This window comes from Parajatrophihabitans canadensis, assembly GCF_053764775.1.
Genome location: NZ_CM132445.1, coordinates 2,421,517 through 2,439,234, shown reverse-complemented (window position 1 = coordinate 2,439,234; position 17,718 = coordinate 2,421,517). Strand labels below are relative to the sequence as shown.

Below are 17,718 nucleotides of genomic sequence, written 5' to 3'. Positions count from 1 at the left end.
CGTTTCATCAAGAACCTTCAGCTATCGGCGTGGATAGTCCCGCAGTAGGACTGCGGTGGCCAACGCCGCCTGCGCCGCCTCGTATCCCTTGTCTTCCTTGGAACCTTCGAGACCGGCTCGATCGAGTGCTTGCTGATCGTCATCGCAGGTGAGCACCCCAAATCCGATGGGTACACCGCTGTGCACCGAAACCCGTGTCAGCCCGCTTGTCGCAGCGGAGCAAACGTACTCGAAGTGCGGCGTACCGCCGCGGATGACCACGCCCAGTGCGACGATCGCGTCGATCTCGCTCTCTGCCACTCGACTCGCGGCAACGGGCAGTTCGAATGCACCCGGGACCCTAAGCACCGTTACATCGGTGACGTGCGAGTCCGCCAAGGCCCGCTGTGCACCGTCGAGCAGTCCAGCCATCACCGCGGTGTGCCATTGTGCGGCGATGATCACCACCTTCAGGCTCGAAGCCCCAGCGACCGCACCGGTCTCAGGTGCACCGTGGCCACTCATTCGGGTGCACCCCAACCCTGATCTTGACCTGCCGCATCATGATGCACGGCCAAGGAATCCGGGCCGAGATCCAGATCATGACCCATTCGGTCGCGTTTGGCTTCGAGGTAGCGCAAGTTCTCAGGATTGACGTGCGAGGGCAAGCGCACTTGGCCGATCACGGACAGTCCATAGCCTTCCAGACCGGCGCGCTTGGCTGGGTTGTTGGTAAGTAACCGCATCGTGTGAATGCCGAGGTCTGCCAGGATCTGTGCACCGGTACCGTAGTCGCGAGCGTCGGCTGGCAGACCCAGATCAAGGTTGGCGTCCAGCGTGTCCCGACCGGCATCCTGAAGCTGGTACGCCTGCAGCTTGTGCAGCAGACCGATGCCTCGTCCCTCGTGTCCGCGGATGTAGAGCACCACACCACGTCCCTCGCGCGCCACCGCAGCCAGAGCAGCGTCCAGCTGCGGCCCACAATCGCAACGCAACGAACCGAATACGTCACCAGTCAGGCACTCGGAATGTACTCGAACGAGAACGTCCCGGCCGTCACCGAGATCGCCGAACACGAATGCGACGTGCTCGCGGTTGTCATAGGACGAGGAGTACCCAACGGCCGTGAACTCGCCATACCGAAGGGGGACTCTAGCTTCAGCGACGCGCTCGACGAGCTTGTCGAAGCGTCTGCGATAGGCGATCAGATCGGCGATCGAGATGAGGCAAAGACCGTGCTCGTCCGCGAAGGCTCGCAGCTCCTCGGCCCGCGCCATGCCAGAGGGATCCTTCTCGCTCACGACCTCGCAGAGCACGCCAGCGGGACGCAGGCCAGCAAGCGTGGCAAGGTCCACCGCGGCTTCCGTATGGCCGGGGCGACGCAGCACTCCGCCGTCCTTTGCGCGCAATGGGACGATGTGACCGGGTCGAGCCAAATCAGCAGAGGTTGTGGACGGGTCCGCCAGCAGTTGAATCGTGTGCGCCCTGTCGGTCGCCGAAATCCCCGTGGCGATGCCTTCGCGGGCATCGACGGTTACCGCGTAGGCGGTCCCGCGACGGTCCTGATTGACCCTGAACATCGGTGGCAGATCGAGTCGGTCCGCTTCTGCTTCGCTCATTGGCACACAGATGTAGCCGGAGGTGTAGCGAACCATGAACGCGACAAGTTCGGGCGTCGCGCGTTCGGCCGCGAAGATCAGATCGCCTTCGTTCTCCCGATCCTCATCGTCGATTACGACGACAGCCCGTCCTGCGGCAATCTCTTCGATGGCCTTTTCTACTGGATCCAACAACATTGTCTAGCTGCCGCCGTTCGTTTCGTGCAACTGGGTGTCGAGCGCCGCGTGTTGCAGCAGGCGCTCGGTGTACTTGGCCAGGACGTCTACCTCGAGGTTTACTGGATCACCGACCGCGAGCGAGCCTAGGTTCGTTGCTCGCAAAGTCTCCGGAATCAAGCCGACCTCGAAAAAATCGGCGCAGCCGTGTGCCTCAGCGAGTACAGCCTCGTCCACGATCGACCCCACCGCCGTCACCGTCAGCGAGACACCGTGCACCGCGATCGAGCCCTTTTCAGCGACGTACCGCGACAACTGCGCCGGCATCGCAAAACGGAACGACTCCCACTCGTCGCCGGGCGAACGGGCAAGCACGATCCCGGTGCCGTCGACATGCCCTTGGACGATGTGGCCGTCCAAGCGTCCGTCGACGCGAGCGGCACGCTCGAGATTCACTCTGTCACCCGGCTCTAGCTGGCCGATGACGCTGCGCTTGAGGGTCTCGGCCATCACGTCGAAATCGAGATCTACCGGCTCGCTGACGTTGCTGAGCGAGCGTCGCTGTGCTGGCGATTGGCCGACGACGGTCAGACAGACCCCGTTGACGGCGATCGATGACCCATGTTTGGTCTCCGCGGCGACCGTCGTCGCGCGGATACGGAGTACAGCGGAATCACCGTGTCCGATGACCGAGACAACCTCGCCGAGTTCCTCGACGATGCCGGTGAACATTCCTACTCCTCCTGACCGGCGGACCATGTTGGGCGGCCCACAATTCTGACGTCGTCGCCTAGTCGGCTGACATCTGATACATCCAGTGTGACGGCATTAGCCATGGTGGTTATTCCCGCGTCCTGCAGGGCGGCCAATCCCGACCCCAACAGCTTCGGCGCGACATAGGCCACGACCTCGTCGATCAACCTCGCTTCCAGGAAGGCGCCCGCCAGCGTCGGGCCGCCCTCAAGTAACACGTGTCGCACACCCCGGTCATAGAGCGCCTTGAGCGCGAACCTGGGAACGGCCGTATCGAGCACCACGGTCTCAGCCGCCGCATCGAACACTCGCGCGTCATCGTTAACGCGATGCCGTCTGTCGAGCACAACCCGCAATGGTTGGCGCGCCGCCAACGCATCGGCCGCGGCCCCGCCGACGCCACGCACTGTCAATTGTGGGTCATCGGCCAAGACCGTACCGCTGCCGACCACGACCGCATCGACGATATTTCGCAGGGCGTGCACATCTGCGCGGGACTCAGCGTTAGTTATCCACTGCGACGTGCCATCGCGTGCCGAGCTGCGCCCGTCGAGCGTCGCTGCAAACTTCCAGGTGACAAAAGGACGCGACTGAACCACGGCGAACAGCCAAGGCCGCAACGCCCCCCTGGCGATCTCGCCTTGGTCGACGTCGGCCATGACTTCGATTCCAGCGTCGCGCAGGCGTTGCGCGCCCCCAGCTGCCTGCGGATTCGGATCCGATACCCCGAACACAACACGCTTGATCCCGGCGTCTATCAAGGCTTCGGTACATGGGCCGGTGCGGCCGGTGTGGTTGCAGGGTTCCAACGTCACTACTGCTGTGGCTCCGCGGGCCGCCGCACCCGCCGCACGCAAGGCAACAATCTCGGCGTGCTCTGAACCAGCTGCCTGAGTCACTCCCTCGCCAATGCGGCGGCCGGCCGGGTCGAGGATCACTGCCGCGACCGGCGGATTCGGGCTCGTCCGCCCCGCTGCGGTGCGAGCCAGCTCGGCCGCATGCTGCAGCGCGACCACCTCGGCATCGGTGGCCTGCAGCAAGGTCATCTTCGTCGCTCCGAACGCCCGCTGTTGATTTCGCAACGAGCCATTGCCGCCCGTGCCTGATCGCGCAGCTTCTCGACCTCCAATGCCGGGTCGGCGGAGTTGTAAATCGCTGATCCGGCGACGAACACGTCGACGCCCGCCTCTGCTGCTTGCTCGATCGTATCGGCCCCAATTCCGCCGTCGATCTCGATAAAGAGTCGGAGGTGACCGGAGTTAACGTGTTCGCGCGCCAACCGAACCTTGTCGAGTACCTCAGGCATGAATTTCTGGCCGCCAAAACCCGGCTCAACCGACATCACGAGCAAAGTGTCGAATTCTTGGAGGATGTCGAGATAAGGATCCAACGGGGTACCCGGTTTCACGGCCAGCCCCACCAAGGCCCCAGCGGCCCGAATAGACCTAGCCGTCTGGGCAACGTCGTCGGCCGCTTCCGCATGAAACGTGACATTCGCCGCACCGATTTCTGCATAACCGACAGCCCATTTGTCCGGATTATCGATCATGAGATGGCAATCCAATGGGAGCGTGGTCGCACGGTGCAGGCTCTGTACGACCGGCAAACCCAACGTCAGGTTGGGGACGAAGTGATTGTCCATCACATCCACGTGCAACCAGTCCGCGCGGGACACCGCCTCAGCCGCGTCCGCCAAATATGCGAAGTCCGCCGAGAGGATGCTCGGCGCGATCATGGGTTCTGGCTGAGATGCTGGCACGACCAAAGTCTAGGGTGCTCGTCGCCCGGGCCCGACTTGGCTGCTGGCCAATTCAGCCCGTCCTACGAAGCGCCGCAAAGAACATCGCGTCAGTGCCCTGCCGGTGTGGCCAAAGTTGCACCATCGGCGAGTCGTCCAGCCCCGAAACGCCGACAAAGGACGGGCGAGCGTCTAGTAGTTCGAGGTCGGGACGTCGCTGCAGCAGCGCCGCTATCTGCTCTCGAGTCTCGGCGAGATGCGGTGAGCACGTGACATAGCCGACGACCCCGCCCGGACGGACCAGCCGGACCGCGGCGTCAAGCAATTCCCCCTGAAGTCGAACAAGGCCGGCCTGATCATCGGGCGACTTGCGCCACCTCGCCTCCGGCCGGCGCCGCAGGGCACCGAGGCCTGTGCACGGAGCATCCAGCAGGACGCGGTCATAGGTTGGGGTTGCCTCGAGCCGGCGAGCATCACCCACCGTCACTTCTACATCCCAACCAGCGGTTGCACGCGAAATCAGTTCGGCTCGGTGAGGATGGAGCTCGTTAGCAGTCAGCCTGGCGCCCCGATCGTCGGCAAGGGCTGCCAGCAGCGCCGCCTTTCCACCGGGCCCCGCGCAGAGATCAAGCCACCGCTCGTCTGGGCCCTCAACACCGATGCCAGCCAGCGCCAAGGCGCAGAGCTGGCTCCCCTCGTCCTGGACTCCCGCTCGGCGGTCTCGCACGGCGCTGAGCGCACCCGGTTCGCCGCCGTCTACAAGCCTTACCGCATAGGGCGAAAACGGTCCCGGTTGACCAGCGGATTCGACAACCAACTCAGCCCGGGAGATCCGTCCTGGCCAGGCGACGAGGTGCGTTTCCGGGCGCTCGTCGTCAGCTGCCAGCGCTGCTTCAATCTCGGTGATGTCGAGCTCGGTGCTGTCAAGCTCGGTGCTGTCAAGGGGACTAGGCCCGCTGACTGTGCCATCTCCGGCTGACAACGCGGCGGCAAACGCCCCGACGATCCAGCCAGGATGGGAATAGCGAATCGCGATCCGGCCCAGCGGGGATGCGTCCCGAGCAATGCGTTCACACCAGTCGTCGAAGCTTCTTGCCGACACCTTTCTCAGTACGGCATTGACGAAACCGGCGGCACGAGTGTTACCGGTAGCACGCGCAAGATCCACCGAGGTGGCGACAGCGGCATGCGAGGGGATGCGGGTCTTGAGAAGCTGATAGGCGCCGAGCCTCAGCACATTGAGCACGCCGATCTCGATATCACGAAGTGGTCGCGTCGAGCAGATGCGCAGCACCTCGTCGATCGTGCCTGTTGCACGAAGCGTTCCGTAGCCCAACTCGGTGGCCAAGGCAGCATCGCGCCCGGACAGGCCTGCGTCAGAGACCAGATGCGGCAGGACAAGGTTCGCGTAGGCCTCGTCCTCCTCGACGGCGGTCAGGGTGTGAAACGCCACCAGGCGAGCCGGATCAACGACGTCTGACGCCCGTGCGCTGCCTGCGTTCGGGTTCATCGTCGGGCTGCTTGAGTTGCAATGTGAGTTTGATCCTGCTCAGCCAAGGGAATCTCCGCTTACCAGTCGCACGCCACGTGCCCAGTCTGCGGCGCTCATCGGTTTCTTCCCTGGCGGCTGAACGTCGCCGAGCAGAAGTGGCACAGTAGCCGTGCCGACCAGCACCGCTTGCTTACCGACTTCGACCACGCCGGGTGCCAAGACGGCGATGTTTTCTGCTCCGGTTGGCAGGTTCAAATCAATCGGAGCTAGCTTGAGTCGGTCACCTCGGAAGTTCGTCCAGGCGCCGGGTGTCGGAGTGCAGGCCCGAATTCGGCGATCTATGGCCGACGCTGCCTGGTCGAACCGGATCTCGCCGTCGGCCGGGGTCAATTTCGGTGCCAACGACACACCTTCGCTCGGCTGTGGGGCGGGGTACAGCGAGCCGTCGGCGATACCGTCCAAGGTTGCCACGAGCAGGCCCGCACCCGCGATCGCCAATCTGTCGAGCAAGTCGCCACTGGTGTCGCGCGGTTGGATCTTTTCGGTCAGGACTCCGAAGACAGGTCCATCGTCCAAGCCCGGCCCGATCAGAAACGTCGTAGCGCCGGTGAACTCGTCGCCACGCAGCACAGCGTGTTGCACCGGTGCCGCCCCACGCCACGCCGGGAGCAGGGAGAAGTGCAGGTTGACCCATCCGTATCGGGGCAAGCTCAGCGTCGGCTCACGTAGCAGAGCGCCGTAGGCAACGACCGGACAGACATCGATCGCCAGGGCGGCGACGGTCTCGACGAAGGCTGGATCTGTTGGCTTCGTCGGAGTAAATACCTCGATGCCGAACTCAGCGGCACGCTCGGCCACCGGCGAGGGCCTGAGCAAGCGACTCCGACCGCTAGCGGCGTCTGGTCTGGTCAGCACTCCAACGACCTCGTGGCCTGGATGGTCGATCAAGGCTTGTAGGGAGGGCAGAGCAACCGCTGGCGTACCGGCGAAGAGCAACCTCACCGACGTAAGCCGAACGGGGTACTCGAGGTACTACCGACGCCGAACGGATGTGTCTGATGTGGACTCAGCTTGATAACCGGTGGCTGAAGACCGGACCACTCCGCATTTCGTATCTCGGTCATTGCTGCCTTACGAGTCTCCGGGTCCAGCCGATCGACGAAGAGCACGCCGTCGAGGTGATCCGTCTCGTGCTGCAAACACCTGGCCAGCCGTGCGGTGCCTTCAACGGTGATTGGATCGCCGTACATGTTCTGTCCGTGAGCGACAACGTGCTCCTTGCGCTTGCAGTCCCACGACAAGCCGGGGATCGAGAGACAACCTTCCGGGCCGTCCTGAAGTTCGTCATCGGGAAAATGCAGGATCGGATTGATCAGGTGGCCTTGTTCTTCATCACTGACTCGATAAGTGAAGACGCGCAATCCAACGCCGAGTTGCGGTGCAGCTAAACCCGCACCCGGTGCCTCGATCATGGTCTCGGTCAAATCTGCGACCAATCCGTGCAATTCCCGATCGAAGACTCGTACGACCTCAGCCGGCGTACGGAGGACGGGGTCGCCGAACAGTCGGATCGGAAGCACGGTCACTTGTCCATTGTATGAAAGGCCACTATGCGCGCCCACCACTTTGCCCCAACGGGCAGGGTAGTTAGCATGGCTAACGAACGAAAGGACCGCTTCGTGTCAATTACCGATGCGCACGACCGCCGTATCGCGCTGTCCGTAACCACGGTCGGCGTCCTGGCTGCAACCCTCAACTCGTCGATCTTGCTTATTTCGCTTCCGGCCATCTTCGACGGCCTCGGATTGAACCCCCTTGCACCCGAGAACATCTCCTACCTGCTCTGGATGTTGATGGGTTATCTGCTGGTAACCGCCGTCCTGGTTGTCACGTTTGGCCGGCTGGGCGACCAGTACGGCCGGGCGAAGCTGTTCAACCTCGGTTTCGGGATCTTCACCGTTGCCTCCATCGCTTGCGCGCTTGTACCCAACACCGGTTCGGCGGGGGCGATGGAACTGATCGCACTACGCGTGATCCAGGGTGTCGGCGGTGCCATGCTCACCGCGAACTCCACGGCGATCATCACCGACGCCTTCCCAGCGGACCGGCGAGGCTTTGCGCTGGGCGTAAACCAGGTAGCCGCCATCGGAGGCTCGTTCCTCGGCCTCGTGATCGGCGGGTTGCTGTCGGAATGGCATTGGCGGGCTGTCTTCTGGGTAAGCGTGCCGATCGGCATCTGGGGTACCTGGATGGGTTATCGCACCCTGCATGACAAGCCGCGCGATCGCACCAAGAAGGTCGCGATCGACTGGTGGGGCAATCTGACTTTCGGGGTTGGCCTGATCTCCATCTTGATCGCCATCACGTACGGCTTGCAGCCCTACGGCGGGCACACGATGGGGTGGACGGCACCTAGGGTTCTGACCGGGCTCATCGGCGGCGTTGTCCTACTCATCGCTTTCGGATTCATCGAAACCCGCGTCAAAGACCCCATGATGGACCTGCGGCTCTTCAAGAATCGTGCCTTCGCGGCCGGTCAGACGGTGAACCTGCTCGCTTCGATGGCACGCGGCGGACTGCAGTTCATGCTGATCATCTGGCTTCAAGGCATCTGGCTGCCCTTGCACGGCTATGACTTCTCCAGCACACCGCTTTGGGCCGGTATCTATATGCTCCCGCTGACGATTGGGTTCCTGGTTGCCGGCCCGGCCTCTGGTGCGCTCTCAGATCGGTTCGGCGCGCGGGCTTTCGCGACCGGCGGCCTACTGCTAACCGCCGCAACCTTCGGCGGGCTTATCGCATTGCCCGCCAACTTCAACTACATGATGTTCGCACTTCTCCTGGCCCTGAACGGCATCGGTATGGGGTTGCTCGCCGCACCGAACTCAGCCGCCATCATGAACTCGGTACGAGCCAGCGAACGGGGTGCGGCCTCCGGTATCCGGGCCACGGGGATGAACGCGGGCATGGTGCTTTCGATGGGTGGTTTCTTCACCCTGATGGCAATTGGACTCGCCAGTCGGCTTCCTGATTCGATGTACAGCGGACTTACCAAGCTCGGCATAACTCCGGAGGCTGCGACCCAGATATCCCATACTCCCCCGGTCGGCACCCTGTTCGCTGCCTTCCTTGGAGACAACCCGATCAAGGCGCTTGTATCTCAGATTGACCCGAAGCAGTTGCAGCCGGGCTCCGGCGTCGATGTAGCTACGCTCACCGGCCGGGAATTCTTCCCCAACCTCATCGCAGACCCCTTCCGCCACGGACTGGCGATAGCCTTCGGAGCTTCGATCGTGATGCTGTTGATCGCTGCGGTGGCCTCAGCGCTTCGGGGTGACAAGTTCCTTCAGACCGAGGACGACGTGGCAACAAGCGTTTCTGGGGTTGTTGCTGACACCGGTGACCGACCTCGGCACGAGACAATCGGCCAAGCGATCGCCCGTGAGGGCGCCGCCCTGGATGGCATCCCTGGGCAGGACGTTGCCTACGAAGACGCCTTGGCAGAACAGGGCGCGCCGCGGTCAGGGCCGTAGTCTGCGTCGGATGGCTGTTCGGGCCGCGTCGGACCTGCCCGTGCAACTGCGGCCAAACTTAGAAGAGCTCCAGCGGGTCCAAGCTGATCCGCACAGCCCCACCTGACTTCCGAGCCGACCTGATCGCGGCGGCCGCGTGTAGAGCTTCTGCCAAGGCAACGCCATCCGGCCGAGGCACCCTGACCAAGGTCCGGATCTGCTCGACCGGCAGTTCGCCGACGGCCAGACCGCGCGGTGGTCGCGATGTAATCACCGGAACGGCGCCCAGTTCTTCGGCGGCCGCTGGAAGGTGCGCCAGGCTCAGCAACTCTGCGATGTCGGCGGCCGACCCAGTGAGTGAGGCGAACCGAGTGACAGGCGGAAAGGCCAGCGCGGATCGCTCGGCAAGCTCACGGTCAGCGTGACCGGACGGGTCCCACCGAACCAACGCCTGCACCGGTGCCAGGCTGGCATCTGCACCTATCACAACCCGCCCATCGGCCCAGACCAACGCCGCCGCGTTACACCAGCGGCGCAGTGTTTCCTCAGCCGCTCGGAGATCCGGTCGGGATAGCAGCGCCCAGCCGTCCAGCAGCAGTGCCGCTCCGTACCCGCCAGCAACCACGGGCTCGGCGCCGGGAGTCGCGATAACGACCGACGGACCACTCGGAATCTCAGCCAGGACTTGATCGCCAGCGCTGGTACGGGTTACCACGCCCGGGAACGCGCGCCCGATCTCTTCGGCCGTTCGGGCCGCGCCGATCACTGTGGCGCGCATCTTGGTGCCCTGGCAGAGCGGGCAACGCCATTGGACAGCGGCCTTTCCGCACCACAGGCAGGTCGCGACCGATGTGCCGGAGGACGCGGCGAGCGGCCCATGGCAATGCTCGCAACGCGCCGGCGTCCGGTCATCGCTGCACGCGAGCGCCGGCAGGTAGCCGCGGCGAGGGACCTGAACCAAAACCGCGCGGCCCCCGGCAAGAGCGTCCCTCGCTGCACGGAACGCCAAAGCAGGTAGCCGCGCGCTGCGGGCCACCGGGTCACGTTCGAGCTCATACTCATCGCCGGTAGCGATCATCCGTGGCGAGGACTCTCGGATCTGCTCGCGACCGGCAACGATGTGTTGAGCCCACCCCGAACTGAGCAGCAGCGACGATTCAGCCGTTTGCGCGAAACCACCGATCAATAACGCGGCGCCACTTTGAGCCGAGCGCAACACGGCCACGTCCCTCGCGTGCGGATAGGGGGCTCTTGGCTCGGCGAGCAGGTCGTCGCCGTCATCGAAGATCACAATCAGACCTAGATCAGCGACCGGCGCAAATACTGCCGAACGGCTGCCGATGACGGCTTTGACAGCTCCGCGTCTGACGGCGATCCATCGCTTGTAGCGAGCTTCCGGACCCAAATCGGCAGACAGTACGACATGGCTGGCAGCCGGAAGTACCGCCGAAAAGGCCGCGTCAACCCGTGATACATCGCGGGCATCAGGCAATACGACAATGGCGCCGCGGCCAGCCGCGAGACTCGTCTGCACCAGCTCCGCAAGCCTTGCTGGCCAGTCCTCCCCCGCCAGTGCATTCCACACGGCCCGCGCCGGCCGGCTTTCAGCTACTGCTGAAACGAAGGCGGCGCCGGCCCGGTAGCGCGTCCAGCCGGCGACGTCGGAAGTATCAGGCGCACTGACCTGCCCGCTGGGGGCAGGCATCGCCGCGGCTTCGGCGCGGGCATGCCGCGGTGGAACTCCGAGACGCACCACGTCGGCGAAGGTTCCGGCCCAGCGGTCGGCCACTGCCCGGAACAGGACGGCCGTTTCCGGGGTCAGGACGGGCTCGTCGCCGACACCACGCTCGACGTATGACAGTCGGCCGTCATGATCGCTCGCGTTAAGCCGGTCGAGTACCCACCCGTCAATCAGACGCCCGGCGAAGCGGACCCGGACGCGGGACCCGGCGATCACACGATGGTCGAGCTCGGCCGGCACCAGATAGTCGAAGGGACGATCCAAATGGGGCAACGGTGAATCGACCGCGACGCGGGCGACCGGAAGTCTCGCGGCCGGCTGCCGGGAACGCTTGGACTCCGCTGGACGCGCCAGATTTGTCCGCCGCTCAGTGCTGGTCACCTGCTATGCCTACCAGCCTCGACCGACGTTTTCCGCGCGAGTTCGCCGGACCGAATCAGTATCGTGCGTCCCACGAATCTCTGGCGCCCAGCATTCGCCGAGCGCCAGAGCCGTAGGTGTTGACTGCTCTAGCTGTTCGCCAGTTTGGCGAGCTGATCGGCGCGGTCGGTGCGCTCCCAGGTGAAGTCAGCGTGCTCGCGGCCAAAGTGACCGTACGCGGCGGTCGTCTGGTAGATCGGGCGCTTCAGATCCAGATCGCGGATGATTGCCGCGGGGCGCAGATCGAAGGTCTCATTTATCGCGTCGATGATGCGCTCGACCGGGACCGTCTCGGTGCCGAATGTTTCGACGAACAAGCCAACGGGCTCGGCCTTGCCGATGGCGTAGGCAACCTGAACCTCGACGCGCCGGGCAAGCTTCGCGGCAACGACGTTCTTCGCGACCCAACGGAGCGCATACGCAGCGGAACGATCGACCTTCGAAGGGTCCTTGCCGGAGAACGCACCGCCCCCGTGGCGAGCCATGCCGCCGTAGGTATCGACGATGATCTTGCGACCGGTCAAACCGGCATCACCCATCGGGCCGCCGATAACAAAGCGACCGGTCGGATTGACCAGGAGCCGATAACCCTCAGTGTCGATACCAAGGCCTTCCAGTACCGGCTTTACCACGTGCTCTTCGATGTCAGGCTTGAGCAGCGTGTCGAGATCGATGTCCTCGGCGTGCTGGCTCGACACCACAACGGTGTCAAGCCGGACGGGCTTGTCGTCCAGGTATTCGATGGTGACCTGAGTCTTGCCGTCCGGACGCAGGTAAGGCACCGTTCCATTCTTGCGGACTTCGGTCAGCTTCTCGGCCAAGCGGTGTGCCAACCAAATAGGAAGCGGCATGAGCTCCGGTGTCTCGTCCGATGCGTAACCGAACATCAAGCCCTGGTCGCCGGCGCCCTGAGCAGCAATCGCGTCTTCGGCGTTGTCTGCGCCCTCCACCCGGGACTCGTAGGACGTGTCTACGCCCTGCGCGATGTCCGCGGACTGTGCGCCAATCGACACGCTGACGCCACAAGATTCGCCATCGAATCCCTTGCGAGACGAGTCATACCCGATCGCCAGGATCGTCTTGCGCACGATCGAGGGAATGTCAGCGTATGCCGAGGTGGTGACCTCGCCGGCGATGTGGACCTGCCCGGTGGTGATCATCGTTTCGACCGCAACGCGGCTGGCCGGGTCCTGGCTGAGCAACGCGTCGAGGATGCCGTCAGAGATCTGATCGGCGATCTTGTCCGGATGGCCCTCGGTCACAGATTCCGAGGTAAAGAGGCGGCGGCTCACAAATGACTCCTGGTTCTATAGATGGCGGGCAAAGTCTAGCGGTTGAGTCGAGAAATGATGGCATCGCAGATTGCGGAGGCCAGCACGGTCTTTGGGCCCAGCGGGACGTCCAGCTCGGATCCGTCGTCACCGAGAATGACCGCAGCGTTGTCCAACTGGCCGAAGGCCTTCTGGTCAGAGACGGCGTTCACAACCAGCAGATCACACCCTTTTCGGGCAAGTTTGGCCCGCCCATGGCTGAGGACATCGGCTGTAGCATCGCCGGTCTCTGCGGCGAATCCCACGATGACGGCGGTCAGCTCGCCCGCTTTCCGAGCGGATACCAGTTCGAACAGAATGTCCGGATTACGCGTCAGGGCAACCGGATCGGGGTCTGAGTTGGACTTCTTGATCTTGTGCTCAGCGATCATCGTTGGACGAAAGTCGGCAACGGCTGCGGCCATGATGATCACGTCGGCGGTCTTGGCGGCCGCATGAGTGGCCTCGCGCATCTGCAGCGCGCTCACCACGTTTATCACCTCTGACCCTGCCGGCGGTGGAGCGTCGACGTTGGCCGCGATGAGGGTCACCTGAGCGCCCCGAGCGGCGGCTACCGTCGCAATATCAAAGCCCTGCTTGCCGGAGGAACGGTTGCCGAGGAATCGGACCGGGTCCAACGCCTCCCGGGTGCCGCCGGCCGTGATGAGCACGTGCCGGCCGACGAGATCGGCGGGAAGGTTACGACCTAGACGAAGTAGCAGTTCGGCCACCCGTGCGATTTCGCCCGGCTCCGGTAGGCGACCTTTTCCGCTGTCGGTGCCAGTGAGGCGCCCGATCGCGGGCTCGAGCACGGTACTGCCGCGACGACGCAGCGTTGCCACATTTTCCGCCGTCGCTGGGTGGTCCCACATCTCGGTGTGCATTGCCGGGACGAACAGCACCGGGCACCGGGCAGTGAGCAGGGTGTTGGTCAGCAAATCGTCTGCAAGGCCGTGTGCAGCCTTGGCCAACACATCAGCGGTCGCGGGTGCGACGACGACGAGATCAGCCTCCCTGCCGATTCGTACGTGCGGCACATCCTGAGGTTGCGACCAAACGTCTGTCGCAACCGGGTTGTGCGACAACGCCGCCCAGGTGGCCTCACCAACGAAGTTGAGCGCGGCACTGGTAGGCACAACGATGACTTCGTGGCCGGCCTCAACGAGCCTACGTAGTAACTCGGCCGCCTTGTAAGCAGCAATACCGCCAGCCACGCCGAGGACCACACGCTTACGGGCAGTCGCGGAGCCGAACTGGTCTGGTGCGGCGGATCCGGCGACTGGATTCACAGCTGGCACCTCGTCTGAAACGGACCCGGCGCTGCGGGTACGCGAGGGCGTGATGTCAGGCTCCTGACCAGCCACATTCGTGCGTGCGCCGGAGGAACTCAGGCCTCGGAGGGCTTGAACTCGATGAGGTCTGAGTTGATCTCGCGGAGGGCAATCGAAAGTGCTTTCTCCTGCGGAGCGGTCTCGACCATTGGGCCGACATATTCGAGCAGACCTTCGCCGAGTTGGCTGTAATAGGCATTGATCTGCCGTGCGCGCTTGGCAGCGACGATCACGAGGGCATACTTCGAGCCTGTCCGGTCGAGCAGCTCGTCGATCGGCGGGTTGGTGATGCCTTCAGGTGTAGACGCAATTCCGGTCACGCGGGGCCTCAAGTTTCAGTCGAGATTTCGGGCTCTCGGTAACGCCCGCGCAGATATCGACTCCGGCTGGTCCGAAGTCCGTATCAGCGGCGGCGTTACGGAAAGGCAAATTCGAGCAATCTTACCAAGCGAAGTGCAATTCTTCCCACTTGACGGGCGCTGGGGTGCCCAAATGTCGACACTCGGTGGATGCGCCAACTGTCAGGCGGCCTGTTCACAGGATATGAATGTGACGCACGTTACGGGTGCCCCGTGGCTTGCACCGATACTGTCCGTTTGCACCGCATCTCTTCAGCCGCATCTCTTGGGCAGCACCTCTTGCGCGCCATTTGACGCAGGAGAGGACGCCGCAGCGGACACGGGAGATGTCGTGCGGCAAGACGGTCAACGCGCACAACCCGAAACTGGAGGCATCTGCAGATGGCGCTCGAGATTGCTACTCGCCGATGGCACTGAAGATCGCGGTCGTCCGTGAGGCCGAGCACGAACACCGGGTCGCGCTCGATCCAGAGGCAGTTGTCCGGCTCAAGGTCCTGGGCGTCGAAGTCCTGATCGAGGAGGGGGCGGGCACCGCTGCATGGTTCTACGACACTGCCTACCTGGACGCCGGCGCTCGGATTGCGGGCCGAGCCGCAGTACTGGCCGACGCGGACGTCTTGATGTGCGTTGCGAAGCCTGCCGACGATGCCATCGAGGCTCTGAAGGACGGTCGCACGGTCATCGGATTGCTTGCGCCTCTGACAAGTCCGGAACTCGTGCGCCGACTGGCGGAGAAGAAGATCACCTCGATCAGCCTTGATGGCTTGCCACGCACGCTGAGTCGCGCCCAGGGAATGGACGCCCTGAGTTCTCAAGCGAATGTGGCGGGTTACCGCGCGGTGCTGCTTGCGGCCGCCCACTTCGAACGCTTCTTTCCATTGCTCATCACCGCCGCAGGAACCTCCAAACCGGCCAGCGTGCTCGTCCTAGGTGCTGGCGTCGCCGGGCTGCAAGCGATCGGCACCGCAAGAAGGCTTGGCGCACTCGTGAGCGGGTATGACGTGCGGCCGGCCGCGCGGGAGGAAGTCCAGTCCCTCGGCGCCAAGTTTGTCGAACTGGGGACGTCGATCGCAGGTTCAGGTGAGGGCGGGTACGCCCGCGAACTGACTTCTGATGAACGTGATGCACAGCAGTCCGAACTGGCTGCCCACATCGCCCGACAAGACATCATCATCACCACGGCACAGGTCCCGGGCAGGACGCCGCCCCTTTTGGTGACCGGCGACGCGGTCGCTGCGATGCGGGCCGGCTCGGTCATCGTCGACATGGCCGCCAGTGACTTGGGCGGGAACGTAGCTGGGTCGAAGGCCGGAGAAACTGTCGTCACACCCAACGGGGTCACGATCATCGGCGCTGCGAACCTTGCCTCTCTGATGGCGACCAGCGCATCTCAGACCTATGCCCGCAACGTAAGCGCTTTGCTTAAGCACCTCCTCGCCGAGGACGGGTCGCTCAATATCGATTTAACCGACGAGATCACCCGAGGTGTCGTGATCACCCACGGCGGGCAGATCGTTCATCCAGCCACGACGGCTGCAATTGAAGGGACCCGATGACTCAGGGCTTTGTGGGCAATCTGACCATCTTCGTGCTCGCGCTGCTGGTCGGCTTCGAGGTCATCAGCAAGGTACCCGCCACGCTTCATACCCCGCTGATGTCCGGTGCCAACTCGATCCACGGCGTGGTGTTGGTCGGAGTAGTGATCCTTTCCTCTTTTGTCAGCGGGCCGTTGGGCTACATCCTGACGTTCTTCGCCGCTGCTTTCGGCGCAGCCAACGTCATCGGTGGATACGCCGTCACCGACCGGATGTTGCAAATGTTCAGGAAGCGGCCTACCCCACCCGAGCGAAGTCCGAGTTCGGCCGGCACGAATCCCGCCGATGTGCCGAATGACCCCAGTGGCGGCAGCCGATGACCGTCAATGACGGCGTGCGGCTCGCCTCACTGTTCGGCGCCGCGTGCTTCGTGCTCGGCTTACACCTGATGAACTCGCCCGCCACGGCGCGGCGAGGCAATCAGCTATCTGCCTTCGGCATGTTTGTCGCCATCGTTGCCGTGTTGGTGCAGGTTTCGCACGGCGGCACGATGACGGCGACAAGATGGCTCGTGCTGGGCTGTGGCGCCCTGCTCGGAGGTGCGGTTGGGCTTTACTCCGCGCGCAAGGTCGCGATGACCTCGATGCCTCAACTGGTCAGCCTGTTCAATGCCGTCGGCGGTGGCGCGGCCGCCCTCATCGCAGTCGCGGACTATCAGCACAACACCCACATCTCCAGCGGCATTGCGACGGCGACCGTGCTGGACGTGCTCATCGGTTGCGTGACGTTCTCGGGGTCGTTGGTGGCGGCCGCGAAGCTGCAGGGTTACTTCAGTCAGCCAGTCACGTTCCCCGGCGCAAGGGCCGCGTCGGCGCTGCTGACCCTCGCCGCCGTGGTCGCAGGCATCGATGTCATCGCAGGTGCGCACAACCCGTGGATCCTCTTCATCGTGGTCGTGTCGGCCAGCGGTATCGGGATCCTGATGGTCTTGCCAATCGGCGGCGCGGATATGCCGGTGGTCATATCGTTGCTGAACGCGTTTACCGGTACGGCGGTGGCGATGGCCGGATTCGTCCTGGAAAATGCGACGCTGATCATCGCAGGTGCTCTGGTGGGCGCCTCCGGCGGCATTCTGACCAAACTCATGGCCGACGCAATGAACCGCTCGGTCCTGAGCATCATCGCCGGCGGCTTCGGGACTGGTGCGACCGGAGTCGACGTCGGCGCCGCGAGCGGCGGCAACGTGCGGTCGATCGCAATCGACGACGCGGCATTGCAGTTGGCTTACGCAAGCAAAGTCATTGTTGTGCCTGGTTACGGGCTGGCGGCCGCACAGGCCCAACACGAAGTGCGCGAGTTGGCGGAGCTGCTGGAGAGCCGCGGGATCGAGGTCTCCTATGCGATACATCCGGTTGCCGGACGGATGCCAGGTCACATGAATGTGTTGCTGGCAGAGGCCAATGTTCCTTATGACCAGCTGCGCGAGATGGATGAGATCAATCCAGAGTTCGATCGCACGGATGTCGCGCTGATCATCGGCGCCAACGACGTCACCAACCCCGCCGCCCGACGCCCAGGAAATGCCGTTTCAGGAATGCCGATTCTTGATGTCGATCATGCTCGAAGCATCATCGTCATCAAGCGATCGATGGCTTCCGGCTATGCCGGGATCGACAATGAGCTCTACACCGATCCCAAAACGAGCATGCTTTTCGCCGATGCCAAGAAGGGATTGTCGCAACTCGTCGCGGCGGCCAAAGTCGTCTGATTCTT

16 protein-coding genes are annotated in these 17,718 nt (G+C 63.5%); 4 read left to right on the top strand and 12 right to left on the bottom strand.

Annotation, left to right across the window (positions count from 1 at the left end; all coding sequences use genetic code 11):
* Positions 1–21 precede the first annotated feature (21 nt).
* From ribH to def, 8 genes are all read right to left on the bottom strand, one after another.
* Positions 22–504, bottom strand: coding sequence for a 6,7-dimethyl-8-ribityllumazine synthase (ribH, locus tag ACSMXN_RS11875; protein WP_022912459.1), 483 nt, complete (start codon positions 502–504; stop codon positions 22–24).
* Positions 501–1,775, bottom strand: a complete 1,275-nt coding sequence (locus tag ACSMXN_RS11870) for a bifunctional 3,4-dihydroxy-2-butanone-4-phosphate synthase/GTP cyclohydrolase II (protein WP_022912458.1) — start codon at positions 1,773–1,775, stop codon at positions 501–503. Before ACSMXN_RS11870 ends, ribH begins: the two co-directional genes overlap by 4 nt.
* Before the next feature lie 3 nt (positions 1,776–1,778).
* On the bottom strand, positions 1,779–2,486 hold the full coding sequence (locus ACSMXN_RS11865) for a riboflavin synthase (RefSeq protein ID WP_022912457.1): 708 nt from the start codon (positions 2,484–2,486) through the stop codon (positions 1,779–1,781).
* Positions 2,487–2,488: 2 nt separating this feature from the next.
* Positions 2,489–3,553 (bottom strand): bifunctional diaminohydroxyphosphoribosylaminopyrimidine deaminase/5-amino-6-(5-phosphoribosylamino)uracil reductase RibD, encoded by a 1,065-nt coding sequence (gene ribD, locus ACSMXN_RS11860; RefSeq protein WP_022912456.1) that lies wholly within the window; start codon positions 3,551–3,553, stop codon positions 2,489–2,491.
* Entirely contained in the window at positions 3,550–4,242 is a 693-nt protein-coding gene (gene rpe, locus ACSMXN_RS11855; protein WP_022912455.1) for a ribulose-phosphate 3-epimerase, read from the bottom strand. Before rpe ends, ribD begins: the two co-directional genes overlap by 4 nt.
* A gap of 76 nt (positions 4,243–4,318) precedes the next feature.
* Positions 4,319–5,755, bottom strand: a complete 1,437-nt coding sequence (locus ACSMXN_RS11850) for a transcription antitermination factor NusB (RefSeq protein ID WP_022912454.1) — start codon at positions 5,753–5,755, stop codon at positions 4,319–4,321.
* Between the two features lie 39 nt (positions 5,756–5,794).
* Positions 5,795–6,739, bottom strand: a complete 945-nt coding sequence (gene fmt / locus ACSMXN_RS11845) for a methionyl-tRNA formyltransferase (RefSeq protein ID WP_022912453.1) — start codon at positions 6,737–6,739, stop codon at positions 5,795–5,797.
* Positions 6,736–7,323 carry a peptide deformylase gene (gene def, locus ACSMXN_RS11840; protein WP_051148817.1) on the bottom strand — a complete coding sequence of 196 codons (588 nt, stop codon included), beginning with the start codon at positions 7,321–7,323 and terminating at the stop codon, positions 6,736–6,738. Before def ends, fmt begins: the two co-directional genes overlap by 4 nt.
* Before the next feature lie 66 nt (positions 7,324–7,389).
* Between def and ACSMXN_RS11835 the strand changes: the two genes are divergently transcribed.
* Positions 7,390–9,270, top strand: a complete 1,881-nt coding sequence (locus tag ACSMXN_RS11835) for an MFS transporter (protein WP_022912451.1) — start codon at positions 7,390–7,392, stop codon at positions 9,268–9,270.
* Positions 9,271–9,328: 58 nt separating this feature from the next.
* On the opposite strand, the gene ACSMXN_RS11830 is transcribed toward ACSMXN_RS11835, so the two are convergent.
* The 4 genes from ACSMXN_RS11830 to rpoZ form a co-directional block, all read right to left on the bottom strand.
* Positions 9,329–11,371 (bottom strand): primosomal protein N' family DNA-binding protein, encoded by a 2,043-nt coding sequence (locus tag ACSMXN_RS11830; RefSeq protein ID WP_022912450.1) that lies wholly within the window; start codon positions 11,369–11,371, stop codon positions 9,329–9,331.
* Between the two features lie 128 nt (positions 11,372–11,499).
* Entirely contained in the window at positions 11,500–12,702 is a 1,203-nt protein-coding gene (gene metK / locus ACSMXN_RS11825; protein WP_022912449.1) for a methionine adenosyltransferase, read from the bottom strand.
* Between the two features lie 35 nt (positions 12,703–12,737).
* Positions 12,738–14,009: a bifunctional phosphopantothenoylcysteine decarboxylase/phosphopantothenate--cysteine ligase CoaBC gene (gene coaBC, locus ACSMXN_RS11820; RefSeq protein WP_051148816.1), complete on the bottom strand. Its 1,272-nt coding sequence runs from the start codon at positions 14,007–14,009 to the stop codon at positions 12,738–12,740.
* A gap of 98 nt (positions 14,010–14,107) precedes the next feature.
* Positions 14,108–14,371 (bottom strand): DNA-directed RNA polymerase subunit omega, encoded by a 264-nt coding sequence (gene rpoZ, locus ACSMXN_RS11815; protein ID WP_022912448.1) that lies wholly within the window; start codon positions 14,369–14,371, stop codon positions 14,108–14,110.
* Positions 14,372–14,736: 365 nt separating this feature from the next.
* Between rpoZ and ACSMXN_RS11810 the strand changes: the two genes are divergently transcribed.
* From ACSMXN_RS11810 to ACSMXN_RS11800, 3 genes are read left to right on the top strand one after another with little or no spacing between them, the layout of a single operon-like run.
* Entirely contained in the window at positions 14,737–15,966 is a 1,230-nt protein-coding gene (locus ACSMXN_RS11810; protein WP_022912447.1) for a Re/Si-specific NAD(P)(+) transhydrogenase subunit alpha, read from the top strand.
* A complete protein-coding gene (locus ACSMXN_RS11805) occupies positions 15,963–16,325 on the top strand; it encodes an NAD(P) transhydrogenase subunit alpha (RefSeq protein ID WP_022912446.1) in 363 nt (120 codons plus the stop codon). The genes ACSMXN_RS11810 and ACSMXN_RS11805 overlap by 4 nt, the downstream gene beginning before the upstream one ends.
* The gene (locus ACSMXN_RS11800; protein ID WP_022912445.1) at positions 16,322–17,713 is read left to right on the top strand and encodes an NAD(P)(+) transhydrogenase (Re/Si-specific) subunit beta; all 1,392 of its coding nucleotides are present in this window, start codon (positions 16,322–16,324) and stop codon (positions 17,711–17,713) included. Before ACSMXN_RS11805 ends, ACSMXN_RS11800 begins: the two co-directional genes overlap by 4 nt.
* Positions 17,714–17,718 lie beyond the last annotated feature (5 nt).

What these genes read in the sequence shown, in the direction of transcription:
- ribH (WP_022912459.1), bottom strand. Translation starts at nt 504, where the DNA reads ATGAGTGGCCACGGTGCACCTGAGACCGGTGCGGTCGCTGGGGCTTCG.
- ACSMXN_RS11870 (WP_022912458.1), bottom strand. Translation starts at nt 1,775, where the DNA reads ATGTTGTTGGATCCAGTAGAAAAGGCCATCGAAGAGATTGCCGCAGGA.
- ACSMXN_RS11865 (WP_022912457.1), bottom strand. Translation starts at nt 2,486, where the DNA reads ATGTTCACCGGCATCGTCGAGGAACTCGGCGAGGTTGTCTCGGTCATC.
- ribD (WP_022912456.1), bottom strand. Translation starts at nt 3,553, where the DNA reads ATGACCTTGCTGCAGGCCACCGATGCCGAGGTGGTCGCGCTGCAGCAT.
- rpe (WP_022912455.1), bottom strand. Translation starts at nt 4,242, where the DNA reads ATGATCGCGCCGAGCATCCTCTCGGCGGACTTCGCATATTTGGCGGAC.
- ACSMXN_RS11850 (WP_022912454.1), bottom strand. Translation starts at nt 5,755, where the DNA reads ATGAACCCGAACGCAGGCAGCGCACGGGCGTCAGACGTCGTTGATCCG.
- ACSMXN_RS11835 (WP_022912451.1), top strand. Translation starts at nt 7,390, where the DNA reads ATGGCTAACGAACGAAAGGACCGCTTCGTGTCAATTACCGATGCGCAC.
- ACSMXN_RS11810 (WP_022912447.1), top strand. Translation starts at nt 14,737, where the DNA reads ATGTCGTGCGGCAAGACGGTCAACGCGCACAACCCGAAACTGGAGGCA.
- ACSMXN_RS11805 (WP_022912446.1), top strand. Translation starts at nt 15,963, where the DNA reads ATGACTCAGGGCTTTGTGGGCAATCTGACCATCTTCGTGCTCGCGCTG.
- ACSMXN_RS11800 (WP_022912445.1), top strand. Translation starts at nt 16,322, where the DNA reads ATGACCGTCAATGACGGCGTGCGGCTCGCCTCACTGTTCGGCGCCGCG.